This window comes from Variimorphobacter sp. HTMS_6 (genome assembly GCF_059717775.1).
Genome location: NZ_AP046094.1, coordinates 1145142 through 1162320, shown reverse-complemented (window position 1 = coordinate 1162320; position 17179 = coordinate 1145142). Strand labels below are relative to the sequence as shown.

The following is a 17179-nucleotide window of genomic DNA, read 5'->3' as shown; positions in this document are numbered from 1 at the left end:
GTTCCCTAATCCCTCAAAATTTTATTACCATAATTCTACTCAACCACATTATAATGGGATTTATCAAGACATAAATACAACTTGTGGTATATGTAATTCTACTTTATATAATATCTTTAAATTCCCAAATAATCAAGAACAATTTTAAAAAATTCCGAATTATTTCACTATCTTTTATCTATTCTGTCGTTTTTTTTGTCTTTCCTATAATATATTTGGAACCTTTTTCATAATTTCTCATGTCAAGCTCATAAAGCCTTGTTTCCTTCGAATTTTGTAGAATATTCTTTAGATCGGATAACACATCATCATAGTACTCTTTCTTTCCCATAAGTACATTAACTCCATTGCATGATATCGTAACATCATAGGTTTTACTAAAACTGATTGAGTCAATTTCCAGCTTGTATTTATTCACCAGATTTGTTAGATTCATGATTTCATCAAATAATGTATCATCCTGTACCGTCAGTTTTTGATGAAGCATCACTTCCTTAAACTGTAGCCCTTCGATCACAGGGATATTCTTGATTTTATCTGGTGAACTCTCCACGATAATTCCGTCTTTGTCAAAATACAGATACTCACCCATGAACCTCACACAACCTGAGATTTTTTTCTCATAAACTGTTACTGCAATCGTATGATTATTTACCATCTCGACATCAAGTTTTTCGATGAACGGGATATTCGGCTTTGTAATAAAGTGATATCTGACGAAAAAAAGAACTGAATTATAGTCTGCTTTTGTTTTTAACAGCATTTCTTTTATCTGCTTTTCGGTATAACGATTTGAACCTTCCACTACCACTTTTTTTACATTGAACGAAAACAAAAATATTAAGGTTGGTATACCAAGAACGAGCAAAGCGATTATTGCTTTTTTTAACAATCTCTTAAGTACACTATTCGTATTCCTATTCCTTTGCAAATACATCCTCATCATACCTCCGTAATTGTGCTTATAGCATGTCCGCTTCCTTACCAAATCAAAAGAAACACACGAGTGAGTTTCCTTCGATTTTGATTATAATGAATCCTTATCCACAATGATATCGGATTTTAGCACCAAGTATTTTTAAATCTCTACTAATATCCTCATAACCACGTTCAATATAATCCGTACATTGGATTACAGAAGTTCCTTCCGCAGCTAATGCAGCAATAACAAGTGCTGCTCCACCGCGAAGATCGTGAGCATACATTTGTGAAGCATTTAGAGTTTTAACGCCAGTTATTTGTGCTATTTTCCCAGATTCATCAATTTGAATCTGAGCACCCATTTTTGCTAATTCATCAATATTTTGAAATCGGGATTCGAAGATATTTTCTACGATAATACTATTACCATCGGCTAGACATAAGATCGACATTAGCTGAGATTGCATATCAGTCGGAAAAGAAGGATAGGGTTCTGTAATAATGTTTACCGGTTTCGGTCTAATATGATTACTAATTCTAATATCATCACCATCTACCTCAATATTACATCCTGCCTTACTTAAAACCTTTATGATTGCCTCTAGATGCCCGCTCGGTGCGTGCCGTAAAATCACATCACCCTGGGTAGCTGCTACCGCTGCCATATATGTTCCTGCAACGATTCGGTCCGGTGAAAGAGTAAATTCTACATCGTGTAATTCCTTCACTCCTTCCACCTCGATATACGAGGTTCCCTCTCCGATAATCTTTGCACCTGCCTGAATTAAATACCTGCATAGCTCAATCACTTCAGGTTCTTTTGCTGCATTATATATCTTGGTTTTTCCTTGTGATAAAACTGCAGTAAGTATTACGTTTTGAGTAGCTCCTACCGTGGAACGTTCGAAAAATATATCATTCCCGATAATCTCATCCGTATAGCAATGAATAATATCCTTGTTTTCTCCTAAGAATTCCTGTTTTACATTCATTCTTTTGATTGCATCCAGATGAAAATTGATTGGTCGTTTACCAATGGAACAACCACCCGGATAAGCAATGGTAACTTCACAGAACCTTCCCAGTATCGCACCTAAAAACAACACAGAGCTGCGCATTTTACTGACAGAATCCTCAGGGACACAAGAAACAGAAGCCTTTTTACTGTTTACAATTAACGTATTTTGCTCCCAAGTAATGGCACATCCCAATTCCTCCAAAATATTTACCATATGGTATACATCCAGAATTTTAGGACAGTTCTTAAGTATCGTGATACCTTTATTCAAAATAGTAGCAGCAATTATCGGTAATGCTGCATTCTTTGAACCTTGTATTTTTAACTCGCCTTTTAACTGCTCACCGCCGATGATCTCAATTCTCGACATAGCACACCTCAGACAAATACGGGAATATACTAATACTATATGAATCCTAATTTGTCCGCGTACCAGGTGTGAATTATGTTAATAATTCACACTACCCCTTCTCTCCTTTGATTTGATTTGAGACACTGAGTACAATCCCCATCTCAAAGAGCAGAACCATAACCGAACTACCTCCGTAACTGATAAACGGAAGCGTGTTACCCGTTGATGGAATGGAGTTTGTTACTACCGCGATATTGATTAACACTTGTATTGCGATATGCGCCAATACTCCGGTTGCAATCAAACCACCGTATAAGTCAGTAGAATTTATAGCAATGATAAAAATACGCCAAACTAATAATACAAACAATAGGATCAGAGCGATGGCTCCAAACAAGCCCAGCTCTTCACATATTACTGAAAAAATCATATCGTTGTGAGACTCCGGTATAAATCCAAGCTTTTGCATACTTTGACCGAGTCCCTTGCCAAAGATTCCACCGGATGCTATCGCATATAAGCCCTGTAGAATCTGATATCCGTTATCCGCTGTCTCCACATGGAGCCATGCATCAATACGACTGGATCGATAGGATACAAAGAAGATAAAGATATATCCTAATACGGCTAATATTGCCCCAGTGATAATATAATAGGCTTTTCTCCTACTAGCAACAAAGCAAATGGAAACTAGCATAACCGTTATGATAATTGCTGTAGATAGGTTTTCCACTACAATTAATCCGATTAACGGAACAATAAAAGCAGCTACTTTTAAAAAGCCTGAGAATTTATCTAACTTCTTCGGTGCCAGGCTTACTATGTACGCGGTAAATAAGATTACCAGAATCTTTGTCAACTCAGATGGTTGAAATCTACCGAGTCCACCCAAATCAATCCAACGTTTGGATCCTTTTGTCGCCGCACCGAATACCAATACATAACTCTGTAACGCCAAACACATCACATATAATAATACAATTGGTTTCACTTTTATGATCGGCAGATTTTTCACATAAATATGGTAATCAATCTTTGATACAAACAGCATCACCAGTATACCCACCCCTGCAAATAGCGCCTGCCTCTGTAGATAAAAGGTAGGGTCCTGATATAATCTCTGTGCGTTATAGGAGCTGGTACTATAAATCATGACCAATCCAAAACATACTAAAAACAGAATCAGGAATAATAGGCTATAGTCATAATAGCTATGCATCTTTTTTTGATTGGCTTCTCGTGCTGTTCTACTCATCCATACCTCCACACTAATCCATTCACTGTCTTTTGAATAAGTTTAGTTTTATATCATCTCTCTTACATATTCTTTAAACATTCTACCGCGTTGTTCATAATTATCAAACATACCCCAGCTTGCACAGGCAGGGGATAATAATACCGCATCTCCCGGTACAGCCTGTTTTGCTGATACCTCTAAAGCTTCACGAAGACTATCAACAAGAATGATATTCTCAAAACCATGACGTCTTGCTGTTTCTGCAAACTGCTCTTTAGTCTGACCTAATAGTACCAGGCACTTGACCTTACCATCAAAGCATTCCACCAATTCATCAAACGGTATTTTCTTATCATATCCTCCGCCGATCAAAACTGTGGGGCATGGCATAGCTTGCACTGCACGAATCGAAGCATCCGGGTTCGTCCCTTTTGAATCATTATAATAAGTAACCCCATTGATCTTCTCTACATATTCAATTCTATGCTCTACTCCTTGAAAGCTTAAAACCGCTTTGCGAATGATATCCATCGGAATACTTAATGACAGTGCGATCCCGACTGCAGCCATAACATTTTCGTAATTGTGTTTGCCTAATATATGTAGATCCTTTACATTACAGAACGACTGTACCTCGCCCTGTTTCGAATATATGATTTCCTCACCCTCCAGATATAATCCGTCGGTGAGTTTTCTTTCACTACTAAAATACAATACCCTTGCAGATATTCTTGGAACCATATTACGAAGTGTTTCATCCTCGTAATTTAGCACACATATCTCGGATGAAGTCTGGTTTATTGTAATACGTTCCTTCATCGTGATGTAATTTTCCATCGTATAATGGCGATCTAGATGATCGGGAGTGATATTTAGGATTGCACTTACATCTGGTTTCAGTTCATGAATCGTTTCTAACTGAAAGCTGCTAAGCTCGATTACTGTAACCGATTGTTCCGTTGTTGATAATGCGGCGTCGGAATAGGAGTTACCGATATTACCCACGACATAAACCTCATCATGGTATGCCTTCATAATCTCTCCAACCAAGGTGGTTGTGGTTGTTTTCCCGTTTGTACCGGTTATACCGACGATTTTCCCCTTTGTATAGCGATATGCAAGCTCCACCTCGCTCCAAACCGGGATATTCTTTTCTTTCACCTTTATAATATCCGGATTATCGGTTGGGACACCAGGGCTGATAATAAGTAAATCTATAGACTCAATTATTTGATCCGTTAAACTTCCGGTTATTAAGGTAAAGTCCTGGCTAAAGGTATATTTCTCCAGCAATTCATCCTTGGTAAGATTGGTATTGCGATCAAATATTATAACGGAAGCATCTAGTTTTTGCAGCATACCTGCAGCGGATATTCCACTTTTTGCAGCGCCATATACCATTACATTTTTCCCATTTAACTCCATTTGTTTTCCCTCCGGATCAGATTGTAATTCATGATTTTAGCTGATTCCCATCAAAGCGATGAGACAGAGTAATGTAGTAACGATTGAAAATACCGCAACAACTCTGGTTTCTTCCCAACCCATCAATTCAAAATGATGATGAATCGGTGCCATCTTAAAGAATCTCTTTCCACCGGTTAATTTAAAGTAACTTACCTGTATCATAACGGATAAAACTTCTACGAGATATACTAATGCTACTATTATAATAAACAAAGGCATCTGAAGCATAAATGCAGTCGCGGCCACAAAACCGCCTAGAGCTAACGACCCCGTATCTCCCATAAAGACCTTTGCCGGGTATACATTATATAATAGGAATGCTAATAAGCTTCCTGCGACTGCTCCGGTAATTGGAGAAATATCATTTTTCAGTGCGATTGCAACAACCGTAAAGAAGGTAGCAATCAAAACAGTTACACTGGATTCCAACCCGTCAAGACCATCGGTAAAGTTGGATCCGTTTACCGTACCAAGTACAAAGACAAAGAAGAACGGTATAAACAAAAAGTGTGCATCCAGATACTTCCCACCGGAAAACGGAATTAACATAGATGTCGATACATCTGTAAAATTAATCAGATAATAACCAAGTATAGCGGTTACCAATACCTGACCAAGTAATTTCTGCCATGCTCGAAGTCCCATTGAACGTTTCATAACTACTTTGATATAGTCATCCATAAAACCAATAATTCCAAATCCTATTGTGGAAAACAAAACCGGAATAATCCCTTTGTATTCCTTTATATAAATCAATGAAGTGATTGCAATACTAAGTACAATAACTATTCCGCCCATTGTTGGTGTGCCTGACTTCTTCTGATGGGACTGTGGCCCCTCTTCACGAATGTACTGGCCAAACTTCAACTTTCTTAAAAACGGAATTAGAATCGGACATAGTATCACGCAAACTCCAAATGAAATAATGACAGGTAAAACAATTTTAAAATCTGAAAAATTCATACTATCCTCCATCTACGTGTTTTAACACGTTCTCGGCTTACTTCTTATGTATTAATCATTTGTCTATTATTAACAAATAACAGAATTCCAAAACAAACCACCCATGAAAAATTTAACGATTCGGGATATTTTAAACACGACTGGTTATTAACGGAATTTAATACCTTGGTTATTATACTTTATTATATTTAAAAAAACAATATGAGATTAATCCCTATTATGCGCATATTTAAAATTAGTTCGTGTCCCCATCAGCACCATAATGTAAAATCAAATTTGCTTTATTCTTAATCGTATCGCCCGGAAGTGGGAACTGCTCCTTAACTACCTCACCATCACCAAATTCATATTTATCACCAAATTCATATATTTTAGATAACTCACTTACTTCTTTTTTTGTCTTTCCTAATAATTCAGGCATAATATAAGTACCAATATTGTTGTCCTTTATCTCTTGCTCTGTATATTTTGGTTCAATCCCAAGATAAGGAAGTATATTATCAAATAATTCAGAGATAACCGGAGCTGCAATTGTTCCACCATAATACACACCAACTGGTTCATCAATTAAAACCATCGCCATAACCTGTGGATTATCGGCGGGTGCAAAACCGATGAAGGAGGAGATATATTTATTACTGCTACGTGGAAGTTTCTCAGAAGTAGCTGTCTTTCCACCGATACGAAATCCGGGCAGATATGCCCTCTTACCGGTACCATCTGATACAACCGCTTCAAGAAGCTGTTTCATCGTTTCTGATGTCTCTTTTGAAATCGCACCCGATTTTGTCTGGTAATCTAATTTTTTAACATTGGTCCCGTCTCCAGATATAACCGATACCCCAAAATGTGGTGTTACTAACGTTCCGCCATTCACCACTGCAGATGCTGCTGTCATTAGCTGAAGCGGAGTAATTTGAAAAGATTGACCAAATGACATAGTTGCAAGTTCAACTGCTTTTATGTTCTGCTTTTTATGCATGATGGAATTTGCTTCACCCGGTAAATCAATTCCTGTTTTATTAAACAGTCCGAGTTTCTTCCAATAGTAATAAGTCTTATCTACTCCTAGTCTCGCTCCAACCTCCATAAATACCGGATTACAGGAGTTCTTTATTCCGTCAACGAAGGTTTCACTGCCGTGACCCCCAGCCTTGTGGCAACGAATCATACGATCTTCAACCTTCTTATAACCGGGGCAATGAAAAGTATCCGTTAATTTTACCACCCCTGCCTCGAGACCCGCGGCGGCTGTTACAATCTTAAAGGTAGATCCCGGTTCATAGGTATCGCTCAGACATGCATTTCTCCACATTCCATTTAGGAGTTCATTCGTCTTTTTCGACGTCAGCGTCTGCCCAGCGTATTGATTTTTTATAATATCACTTAATGTATAGGGATCATTCAAATTAAATTCAGGAACATTTACCATTGCATAAAGTTCCCCGTTCTGAGGATTCATTATAATCAGCTTTACATTATTCGCTTGTTTTGATTCAAGTACCTTCTTCGCTGCCTGCTCCGCATACTGCTGAATATTCACATCCAAGCTGATCCTCAAATCATTACCCGCTTGCGGTTCAATGCGATCCTCTGCTGCACCTAGAATCTCCTGTCCATGACCGGTGGCCTTAGTTAGTATCGTACCGTCAATTCCCTTCAGATATTTATCATACTTTACTTCAAGCCCAACAATCCCTTGATTATCGCTACCCGTGAACCCGATTACCTTTGAAGCAAGTGTGTCATAGGGATAATACCGTTTATAATCTTCATCCACCATAACACCATCCAAATCGTACTCTCTGATTTTATCTGCAATTGATTTATTTACATTAGACTTAATTCTTTCAATAGAGGAGTTCTTATCCACTCTTTTTTTAACTGCCTCTTGGCTTAACCCCAGTTCCTGAGACAGTACTTGAATCACTCTCCGAGGATCCGTTATCTGTGCATGTATAACTGAAATGGTGCAAACCGGCTTATTCGTAGCAATCAGCACCCCGTTTGTATCAATGATTTTACCACGTTCCGCCTTAATATCTCTTTCACGTTCATGAAGCTGCTCTGCTCGTACGGCATAGACCTGTGATTTAAAAATCATCAGGTATCCCAAGCGTAGAGTCAGCCCCAGGGTGGCAATTATTATAATGGTAACCACAATTAAAAGATTTCTCTTATTATAAGTTCTGTTTCTGGACATTTCACCATATCCTGCATATCTTATCGTTTCATTTTATTACATAGGACACGGCTTTATTCATACATTAGCCCATAGCTTCACCATTATCTGCTTTCTTTAGCCATTATTCCTTAGGACAAGCATGAGCCAACCTAAAAATTACTGATTCGTTTCCTTATTTGATTTTGGAGGTTTCTTCTCATCCTCCTGATCACCACCCGGACCCGGTGTGTTTTTATCAATGACGCCACCTTCATCTTGTACCGTCCCTTTTGGGGGTGGTGTCGGAGTCGGAGCTTTTGTCGGCAACAGATAGTCAATATCTCCCTCGGGGTAAATTCCTAATACCGGCAATATCTCATTTAATATTTTACTAGCAAATTTGGTTGCGATAGAACTATCCGCTTGCTTAATTACATTCTGAGGTTCATCTACGATTACATAGATAACAGCCTGAGGATTTTCAGCCGGTACGCATCCAATGAATGATACCAAATATTTATTTGCAGAACGTGGATATTTTTGAGCCGTACCGGTTTTACCACCGATCGCATATCCTTCTACCTGTGCACCCTTTGCAGTACCCGCTTCCACTGCCTGATATAAGGCAGCTTTAAGGAATTCAGATGTTTTAGCTGACACCGTCTGTCGTATCAAAGATTTGTCATATTCCTTTATGGTAGCTCCGTTATCATTTACAATCTTTTTCATCACATGAGGAGCATAATAATTTCCACCATTCACTACAGAAGAGAAAGCGGACGCCATCTGAACCATCGTAGTATTAAAGGTCTGTCCAAAGCCGCTGGTAGCAAGCTCTATGTCCCCCATACGATCTAGGTTTGTTAAGATACCCACTTCTTCACCCGGCAAATCGATTCCGGTCTTCTGTCCCAATCCGAAATTCTTCTGGTATTGATAAAATGTGCTCTTTCCTTCTTTTGCAACGATCTGCATCAAAGCATCATTACAGGAAAACATAAGTGCCTGGGTAAGCGTGATGTCTCCGTGACCTGCACGGTTACTACATTTAATTCGTATACCATGTATTGTCTGTCCACCATCACAGATATAGTGATCCTCAGGTTTGATTACATTTTCCTCTAGTGCCGATGATATCGTCATTGGCTTCCAGGTTGAACCGGGCTCATAATTGAAGCTGATTACATCATTTCTCCAAAGAGCATTCAACGCATTGGATTTTTGAGTGTCCGACATTCCTGTTAACTGCTCTTTTGTAAAAATCCCATCAAGGTTTCTCGGATCATTTAGGTTATATTCCTTGTTGGAGGCCATTGCGATAACATCACCGTTATTCGGATTCATCACAAGCACTCCGATATTTTTACTGCCTGTCTCAGCATTAAATTCATTGATTTTTTTCTGTATGATTCGTTGAACATCCGCATTCAAAGTGGTAACGATATTATTGCCGTTCTCCGCTTTCTTAACGGTACGTTCTAAGTTCAAATCCGATCCGTAATATCCATATTCTCGTCCATTTGTACCGACAAGTTCACTATTATAATATTTTTCAATACCCCATAATCCAGAATCATCACTGGTGGTAAAGCCGAGCACATCACAGGCAAGCGTATTATATGGATATTTCCTTATGTATTCCTCTTCAAAATATACACCGAGAACTTTGTTTTCTTTCTCTTTCGCTCTAAACTTTTGAACCGTATCGTAGTTTAAATGCTTTTCCACTACTACATACTGACTGGTTGTCTTATTTTTATCATTCAAAATATCGTTTATTGTTTTTGCAGGGATTTTGAAATACTTATTCAATGACTGAACCGTTGGAGCAATATTTTCTTTTTTCGCTAGCAGCTGCTTCGGATTTAAGATCAATCGATACTTCAGTTCACTATGTGCCAATACCGTACCGTTACTGTCTAATATGTCACCTCTCTTGTATGGAAGCACCGTGCTGACATAAGATTGACGGGATAATACAGTCTTTGCATATCGATCACCATCCGTTTGCATAATATAAATAATTCTTATTATCAACCCAAGCATCAGCAGAGTAATAACACAAAATACAAGCAATAAACTTGCTTGCATTCGTGAATTAAATTTTTTAGTTGTTTTATCTGATCTGTTTTCCATTGTATTTAACCTCATCCGCGCAATATTATTTTTGCGGAATATCTTCATATTGTCTCACATGGCTACCATTACTGCTGTCAAAACTAATTATCTTATTCTTGTTTGGATATACCATGCCGTAATCTCCAACTGCAATCTGATAAACTTTATCCAAATCAACTGCTGCTTTGAGCTTATCCATAGCGGCATCATTATCCTTCGTATTAACAACTAATTCCTTCTGTAACTGCTTCGCTTTGCTGTTCAAATGGCTAACACTTGCCTGAAGGGTTAAATATTCATAGCACATAAATACCGTAATTGAAACCGCAACAATAAGCACTAGTAAGGACGCAAAATTGATCGCCGATAAGGTTTTTGGCTGGTTCTGCTCCTGCCTACGTCTGGAAGGCTGTTCATACGGTTGTTCCTCTCTCCTGATATCCGGAACAGTGTTTAACTTACGTGCTGTGTTGCCTTCTACATAGCTTGTCCTATTATTTTGATAATAATTGCTTCTTTTTGCCTCCATGCCTGAGCCTCTCCCCATTACTATATATTTCCCAATTATTTTATTAAAATGCTATCTTTTTTCAAACACTCTCAGCTTGGCACTCTTTGATCTTTTATTATATTCCAGTTCCTCTTGTGTCGGAAGAATGGGCTTTCTGGAAATTACTTTTCCATAAGATTCCTTTCCACATACGCAAACCGGAAAACTCGGTGGGCATGTACATGGATTTTCAAATCTTCGAAACGTTGCCTTCACAATTCTATCCTCTAAAGAATGAAAGGTTATAATACAAAGTCTGCCGCCTGGTGCTAAGAGTTCCACCATATCTTGTAAGGTGTCCTTCAGTACGTCCAACTCTCTGTTTAATTCAATTCGAATTGCCTGAAAGGTTCTTTTGGAAGGATGTCCACCATTAATTCGAAGCTTCATAGGTATCGCTGCCTTTATCGCCTCATTGAGCTCATAGGTAGTTTCAAGTGGCTTCTCCTCCCTCATTCTTACGATATGCTTCGCGATATTCTTCGCAAAATTATCTTCCCCATAATCACGAATGATGCGAAACAATTCCATCTCACTGTACCCATTGATGATGTCCTTCGCTGTCAATTCATTTCTTGTGTCCATTCTCATGTCAAGCGGTGCATCTTCTCTATAAGAAAAGCCTCTCTCCGGTGTGTCGAGCTGATACGAGGAAACCCCCAGATCCAGCATGATACCATCTACCTTCTGAATATCTAAATCTTGTAGCACCTGTTTTATATTACAATAATTACTTCTTACTATCGTAACCTTATCTTTAAAATCTATAAGTCGTTCACTTGCTGCCTTAATCGCTGCTTCATCCTGATCTATTCCAATTAATCTGCCGTTTGTCACACGCTTTGCAATCTCTATTGAGTGACCAGCGCCGCCCAATGTACCGTCAACATAGATGCCTTCCGGTTTTATGTTCAAGTTATCTATCGTTTCTTCTAACAATACTGATTTGTGTTCAAATGCCATTCTGCCCTCCATCTGTACGCTTAAAAACTTATACCAAACTGCGTCATATGTTCTGCTATTGTATCAACATCATCAAAATCGTTATTGTTATCCCAACGTTCTTTACTCCAGATTTCAATTTTATTAAGTACTCCAACAAAAACAATATCCTTTTCTAATCCTGCACATTCTCGTAATACAGCCGGTATCAATATTCTTCCCTGCTTGTCCGCTTCACATGCAGCCGCTTTACCAAAAAAGTATCGCTGTAATTGTCTTGCTTCTTTTGTTCCAGGAAGCTTACCGAGTTCTGATGCGAAAGTCTGCCATTCGTTTTTTGGGTATGCAAATAAACAACCATCCAAACCTAGGGTTACCACAAATTCTTCTCCCAGATCTTCCCTGAACTTTGCAGGAACGATGATTCTTCCCTTTGCATCAATTGAATGTTCATATTCACCCATGAACATAATGGCTTTCACCTTCTTTATCCTGTGATAGGCGTCAAGTAATTTCACACCACTTTCGTGGTCTTATTCACCACTTTCCACCACTTCTCTCCACTTCTAGGTCTATTTTATATTAAAAATGGGAATATATCAAGTGTTAAATAAAAAAATAAAGCACAGAAAGCCTTATATTTATTGGCTTTCAGCGCTTTTTCGGTAATACTTCACAATATATAGTATTAATTTATAAAATCATTCAATTCATGTCAATATATAGTCGTTTTGGGGTTAATAGGAAAATAGGCCCATTTCATTAAAGCATATAAATAGGATGTTGCTAATAAATAATTTTTTAAGGAACAATGTTATTTGCCTCACACACAGGTTGGAAGACAACAACCAAACAGTGCATTATGGCAATATAACATTATTCCTTAAATTATTTATTTAGCAACATCCCTGAGCATACTGATTATGATAGATTAACTTGCTTTAATTTCATTCTTCTATATACAAAATATACGGCAGAACCAAGTACTAACAATGCTGATAATAGCTGTGATACCGCAAACGGGGTTCCCCATAGGAACAGCTGATCCGTTCTTAGTCCTTCCATCCATACTCTACCAAGACCATAACCAAACAAGTAGAGCAACATCACTTCTCCGTCAAACTTCTTATGTTTCGTATAAAACACCAGGATAACAAGTAAACATAGATTCCATAGCGATTCATAAAGAAATGTAGGATGTACCTGAATGTACTGAATTCCATCAACTGACTGGATATGGTTACGAATCTCGAGAATTCGTTCCAACGCCTTAGGCCTTCCATCATACATCTGTTGTAATTGGCTTGTAGATAACGTATCCTGATATACGCTTGATACCACTCTTCGGTCAAGTTGCATTGCAAAGAGACCGTCCGTATATTTTCCAAACGCTTCCCTATTAAAGAAATTACCCCATCGACCAATCATCTGCCCGGTTACCAAGCCAATACACCCTGTATCTGCCAGTAACCAAAAAGAATATTTTTTATATCTTGCATAGATTATTGCGGTTAGAAATGCAACGATAATACCACCATAGATGGCTAATCCTCCAGTGCGGAGATTAAATACAGATAGGGGTCTATCCTTAAATTCATCCCACGCAAAAATTACATAATAAATTCTTGCTCCAATTACTGATGCTATAATAGCCACTAGCGCAAAATCCATATAAAAATCAGGATTTTGTCCAGTTCTCTTTGCCGTCCAAAACGCCATCAGCATACCAATCATCATACCAAATCCTATCACGACACCGTAAAAGGCGATATGAAATCCAAACACATCAAAGCCCGAGGTAAATTGATGAAACTCTATGCCTAGGTGCGGAAAAATAACATTTGTCTTCAAGCTATCCAAAATAACCTCACCACTCTCTATAATAAAGTTGATTATACATTAAAACGGAACAATACTACGTCTCCGTCCTGAACGACATATTCTTTGCCTTCAGAGCGAACTAAACCTTTTTCCTTCGCAGCATTATAGTTACCGCATTCAACCAGATTGTGATAATTCACAATTTCAGCTCGAATAAATCCTCGCTCAAAATCCGAATGGATCTTACCTGCAGCCTGAGGTGCCTTTGTACCTATTTTGATTGTCCAGGCTTTTGTTTCCTTAGGGCCTGCTGTCAGATAGCTTATTAATCCAAGAAGTCGATAGCTTGCAGTAATTAATTTCTCCAGACCGGATTCTTTTAATCCCAAATCCTCTAAAAACATCTTCTTCTCTTCCTCATCAAGCTCCGCAATTTCCTGCTCGATTTGTGCGCAGATTACAAATACCTCAGAGTTTTCACTCTTAGCGAATTCACGAACAGCTTTAACATTATCATTATTCACACCGTCATCCGCAAGATCATCTTCTTTAACATTTGATGCGTAAATAACCGGTTTTGCTGTTAATAGGTTCAGTTCATTCATAATTGCTGTTTCTTCATCATCAGCCGGTTCAAAAGCCTTCGCCATCTTACCGTCTTCTAAAAATGCTTTGAGTCGTTCCAAAAGTGCAAGTTCTTTCGCTAAAGATTTATCATTTTTTGCACCCTTCGCAACTCTTGAAATTCTTCTCTCTAATATCTCAATATCAGAAAAGATTAACTCAAGATTAATGGTTTCAATATCCCTTAACGGATCAACGGAACCATCTACATGAATTACATTCCCATCTTCAAAGCAACGAACCACGTGAACGATTGCATCCACCTCACGAATATTGGAGAGGAACTGGTTTCCAAGACCTTCTCCCTTGGATGCTCCCTTTACAAGACCTGCGATATCAACAAATTCAATCGTAGCTGCAACAACCTTCTCGGTCTGATATAAATCTCCCAATACCTTCAATCTCTCATCCGGAACCGGTACAATACCGATATTGGGATCAATCGTACAGAATGGATAGTTCGCTGATTCTGCCCCCGCTTTTGTTAAAGAATTAAAAAGAGTACTCTTACCTACATTGGGTAAGCCTACGATACCTAATTTCATTTGTGTCTTCCTTCCTTATATATATTTCCAATAGAATTGTCTGTTATCAATTACCGAAGTGATAATCTTAATGTATTGCTTTCATTGCCTAATCTCTCGATTCAATTACCACTAGTGTTCCTTCCGACAATTCGATTATTGCTTTCTCTTCTATTATTACATTACTTATACCAAGACTTGATCCTGCCATGTAGGTAATATGATTTAACGGATACTTAAACCCAGTTAAGGTAAGTCCGGTTACTTTGTCACCATAAGGCAGTAATGATACATAATCACCAAACTGATGCTCTCTTTGTATCGAAAAGCTCATATCTTTTAAATATATCTTATTGTTAGCATCAAGAATACAAGCTTTAACATTAAGCTGCATTGGTAATAATAGCAGATGAATATTCCCAATCACATGATCCAATCTACTCCCAGTTGCTCCCACGATGTCTATTGAAGCAGCATTATGCGTCAAAGCCAATTCGATTGCGATCTCCGTATCCGTCTTATCCTTCTCAGGTGGAAATGCCTGAATTGGAGTAGAGATGCTCCTGTATTTTTCTAACAAAGATTCAGTAACTGAGTCAAAATCACCTAAGATATAGTCTAACTTGATGTTTAAGCGATCTGCCGCATACAAACCGTGATCTGCCGCTATAATCATCGTATAATTTCCGTTTATCACAAGGTTTGATAAGAAATCATCTTCAATTTTACCACCAGTGATAATCAATATCTTATTATGCTTGGTTTTCATCTCTTTTCATCACCTTTTTATTAATTTATCACAAGTTTATTTAATCAGACCATATAACAAAGCCTTAGACATAAATCCAAATGTACTATGCTTGAAGCGCTTCAAACTCCTTGATCTTTTTCTGGAATATATCTATGTTATCTGTTATATCGCCCTTAAAGACCGCAGTTCCTGCTACAACCACATTGGCTCCGGCTTGAAGTACCTCAGTAATATTCTTATGAGTTACTCCTCCGTCCACCTCTATGTCAACATTCAAATTGGCTTTGTAAATCATATCTTTCAAATCACTTATCTTCTGTAAAACAGCCGGAATAAATGCTTGTCCACCATAACCCGGATTCACTGCCATTACTAATATCATATCTATCTCGCTTAAAATATATTCTATTTCACTGATTGGGGTAACTGGATTTAAAGAAACACCTGCCTTTAAGCCCAACATTTTAATTGCTGTAACAGTTTGCTTAAGGTCATCACATGCCTCAGCATGAACTGTAATAATATCTGCTCCTGCAGCTTTAAAGTCCTCCAAAAACCGAATTGGATCCTCTACCATAAGATGAACGTCAAAAATAAGCTTCGAATTCTTTCGTATCGAAGCTATCAAAGGCATACCAAAACTGATTGTTGGAACAAAATTTCCGTCCATTACATCAATATGAAGGTATTGAGCTCCGGACCGTTCAATCAGGGCAATTTGTTCTCCCAGTTTTTCAAAATCCGCAGCTAGTATTGATGGAGATAGTTTTATCATAGTATTCCTCAACCTTTCGTCAAGTAAAGTATATTAGTGATTTAACTTTTGCTTTATTGCAATTCCATTAATAACGTTTTTGATTTTTTAATTCTTCATACAAGAGAACATAATTTTCATAGCGTACATGACTAATTTTGTGATTCTTTAGCGCATCCTTTACCGCACAGCCTGGTTCATTCAAATGGCTGCAACCGATAAATCGGCATTCTTCATCATATTCCAGAAATTCCACAAAATAGTCCTTCAGTTCTTCCTTATCAATCTCGTTGATATAAAGAGAGCTGAAACCGGGCGTGTCCATAATATAAGTATCCTGTTCCACGAATATCAATTCCGAATGTCTTGTGGTATGTTTTCCACGTTTTATCTTATCACTGACCTTACCGGTTTCCATATTTGCTTCCGGTTGAATCAAATTAATAAATGTGGACTTCCCTACCCCTGAGGGGCCTGCTAACACAGTCGTCTTTCCCCTGATCAGATCCCTAAGCTCCTCAATGCCGTTCCCCAGTTTCATGCTGGTAAAGACCACTTTGCATCCACAACGCTCATAGGTTTCCTCCAATAAGGCGAGCTCCTCATTCGTAACAATTTCCTTTTTGTTAAAACACACAACCGTATTCACCTTTTGCTTCTGCATCATAATCAGAAAGCGATCCAGAAGATTAAGATTTGGATTTGGCTCCGCTGCAGCGAACAATATCATTGCCTGGTCAATGTTCGCTACAGCAGGCCTGATCAATTCATTCATACGAGGTAAAATATCCGTGATAGTGCCCTTCCCCTCAGGTTGGTCACTGATATCAATTACAACATCATCACCCACTAAGGGTTTGATTTTCTGATTACGAAAAATCCCCTTGGCCTTACATTCATATATCTGATTATTCTCTGGAGTATGAACATAATAAAAACCTGCTATCCCTTTGATAATTTTACCTTTTAACAT

Annotated in this window: 15 protein-coding genes; all 15 read right to left on the bottom strand. The window is 38.2% G+C overall.

Annotation, left to right across the window (positions count from 1 at the left end; all coding sequences use genetic code 11):
• Positions 1-178: 178 nt before the first annotated feature.
• Positions 179-943, bottom strand: coding sequence for a cell division protein FtsQ/DivIB (locus tag AC6IWN_RS05125; protein ID WP_497991293.1), 765 nt, complete (start codon positions 941-943; stop codon positions 179-181).
• 97 nt (positions 944-1040) lie between these two features.
• Positions 1041-2309 carry a UDP-N-acetylglucosamine 1-carboxyvinyltransferase gene (gene murA, locus AC6IWN_RS05120; RefSeq protein ID WP_497991292.1) on the bottom strand — a complete coding sequence of 423 codons (1269 nt, stop codon included), beginning with the start codon at positions 2307-2309 and terminating at the stop codon, positions 1041-1043.
• Between the two features lie 91 nt (positions 2310-2400).
• The gene (locus AC6IWN_RS05115; protein ID WP_497991291.1) at positions 2401-3546 is read right to left on the bottom strand and encodes an FtsW/RodA/SpoVE family cell cycle protein; all 1146 of its coding nucleotides are present in this window, start codon (positions 3544-3546) and stop codon (positions 2401-2403) included.
• Positions 3547-3594: 48 nt separating this feature from the next.
• Positions 3595-4953 (bottom strand): UDP-N-acetylmuramoyl-L-alanine--D-glutamate ligase, encoded by a 1359-nt coding sequence (murD, locus tag AC6IWN_RS05110; protein ID WP_497991290.1) that lies wholly within the window; start codon positions 4951-4953, stop codon positions 3595-3597.
• A 36-nt stretch (positions 4954-4989) separates the two neighbouring features.
• On the bottom strand, positions 4990-5958 hold the full coding sequence (gene mraY / locus AC6IWN_RS05105) for a phospho-N-acetylmuramoyl-pentapeptide-transferase (RefSeq protein ID WP_497991289.1): 969 nt from the start codon (positions 5956-5958) through the stop codon (positions 4990-4992).
• Between the two features lie 235 nt (positions 5959-6193).
• Positions 6194-8161, bottom strand: coding sequence for a peptidoglycan D,D-transpeptidase FtsI family protein (locus AC6IWN_RS05100; protein ID WP_497991288.1), 1968 nt, complete (start codon positions 8159-8161; stop codon positions 6194-6196).
• 138 nt (positions 8162-8299) lie between these two features.
• A complete protein-coding gene (locus tag AC6IWN_RS05095; RefSeq protein ID WP_497991287.1) occupies positions 8300-10258 on the bottom strand; it encodes a peptidoglycan D,D-transpeptidase FtsI family protein in 1959 nt (652 codons plus the stop codon).
• A gap of 25 nt (positions 10259-10283) precedes the next feature.
• Complete coding sequence (locus AC6IWN_RS05090) at positions 10284-10769, bottom strand: hypothetical protein (protein ID WP_497991286.1); 486 nt, start codon at positions 10767-10769, stop codon at positions 10284-10286.
• A 51-nt stretch (positions 10770-10820) separates the two neighbouring features.
• On the bottom strand, positions 10821-11753 hold the full coding sequence (rsmH, locus tag AC6IWN_RS05085; RefSeq protein WP_497991285.1) for a 16S rRNA (cytosine(1402)-N(4))-methyltransferase RsmH: 933 nt from the start codon (positions 11751-11753) through the stop codon (positions 10821-10823).
• A 20-nt stretch (positions 11754-11773) separates the two neighbouring features.
• Positions 11774-12202, bottom strand: a complete 429-nt coding sequence (mraZ, locus tag AC6IWN_RS05080) for a division/cell wall cluster transcriptional repressor MraZ (RefSeq protein ID WP_497992172.1) — start codon at positions 12200-12202, stop codon at positions 11774-11776.
• Positions 12203-12653: 451 nt separating this feature from the next.
• On the bottom strand, positions 12654-13583 hold the full coding sequence (lgt, locus tag AC6IWN_RS05075) for a prolipoprotein diacylglyceryl transferase (protein ID WP_497992171.1): 930 nt from the start codon (positions 13581-13583) through the stop codon (positions 12654-12656).
• A 41-nt stretch (positions 13584-13624) separates the two neighbouring features.
• A complete protein-coding gene (ychF, locus tag AC6IWN_RS05070) occupies positions 13625-14722 on the bottom strand; it encodes a redox-regulated ATPase YchF (protein ID WP_497991284.1) in 1098 nt (365 codons plus the stop codon).
• Between the two features lie 88 nt (positions 14723-14810).
• Positions 14811-15470, bottom strand: coding sequence for a thiamine diphosphokinase (locus AC6IWN_RS05065; RefSeq protein WP_497991283.1), 660 nt, complete (start codon positions 15468-15470; stop codon positions 14811-14813).
• Positions 15471-15555: 85 nt separating this feature from the next.
• Entirely contained in the window at positions 15556-16227 is a 672-nt protein-coding gene (rpe, locus tag AC6IWN_RS05060) for a ribulose-phosphate 3-epimerase (RefSeq protein ID WP_497991282.1), read from the bottom strand.
• A gap of 67 nt (positions 16228-16294) precedes the next feature.
• Complete coding sequence (rsgA, locus tag AC6IWN_RS05055) at positions 16295-17179, bottom strand: ribosome small subunit-dependent GTPase A (RefSeq protein ID WP_497991281.1); 885 nt, start codon at positions 17177-17179, stop codon at positions 16295-16297.

What these genes read in the sequence shown, in the direction of transcription:
- AC6IWN_RS05125 (WP_497991293.1), bottom strand. Translation starts at nt 943, where the DNA reads ATGAGGATGTATTTGCAAAGGAATAGGAATACGAATAGTGTACTTAAG.
- murA (WP_497991292.1), bottom strand. Translation starts at nt 2,309, where the DNA reads ATGTCGAGAATTGAGATCATCGGCGGTGAGCAGTTAAAAGGCGAGTTA.
- AC6IWN_RS05115 (WP_497991291.1), bottom strand. Translation starts at nt 3,546, where the DNA reads ATGAGTAGAACAGCACGAGAAGCCAATCAAAAAAAGATGCATAGCTAT.
- murD (WP_497991290.1), bottom strand. Translation starts at nt 4,953, where the DNA reads ATGGAGTTAAATGGGAAAAATGTAATGGTATATGGCGCTGCAAAAAGT.
- mraY (WP_497991289.1), bottom strand. Translation starts at nt 5,958, where the DNA reads ATGAATTTTTCAGATTTTAAAATTGTTTTACCTGTCATTATTTCATTT.
- AC6IWN_RS05100 (WP_497991288.1), bottom strand. Translation starts at nt 8,161, where the DNA reads ATGTCCAGAAACAGAACTTATAATAAGAGAAATCTTTTAATTGTGGTT.
- AC6IWN_RS05095 (WP_497991287.1), bottom strand. Translation starts at nt 10,258, where the DNA reads ATGGAAAACAGATCAGATAAAACAACTAAAAAATTTAATTCACGAATG.
- AC6IWN_RS05090 (WP_497991286.1), bottom strand. Translation starts at nt 10,769, where the DNA reads ATGGAGGCAAAAAGAAGCAATTATTATCAAAATAATAGGACAAGCTAT.
- rsmH (WP_497991285.1), bottom strand. Translation starts at nt 11,753, where the DNA reads ATGGCATTTGAACACAAATCAGTATTGTTAGAAGAAACGATAGATAAC.
- mraZ (WP_497992172.1), bottom strand. Translation starts at nt 12,202, where the DNA reads ATGTTCATGGGTGAATATGAACATTCAATTGATGCAAAGGGAAGAATC.
- ychF (WP_497991284.1), bottom strand. Translation starts at nt 14,722, where the DNA reads ATGAAATTAGGTATCGTAGGCTTACCCAATGTAGGTAAGAGTACTCTT.
- AC6IWN_RS05065 (WP_497991283.1), bottom strand. Translation starts at nt 15,470, where the DNA reads ATGAAAACCAAGCATAATAAGATATTGATTATCACTGGTGGTAAAATT.
- rpe (WP_497991282.1), bottom strand. Translation starts at nt 16,227, where the DNA reads ATGATAAAACTATCTCCATCAATACTAGCTGCGGATTTTGAAAAACTG.
- rsgA (WP_497991281.1), bottom strand. Translation starts at nt 17,179, where the DNA reads ATGTTAAAAGGTAAAATTATCAAAGGGATAGCAGGTTTTTATTATGTT.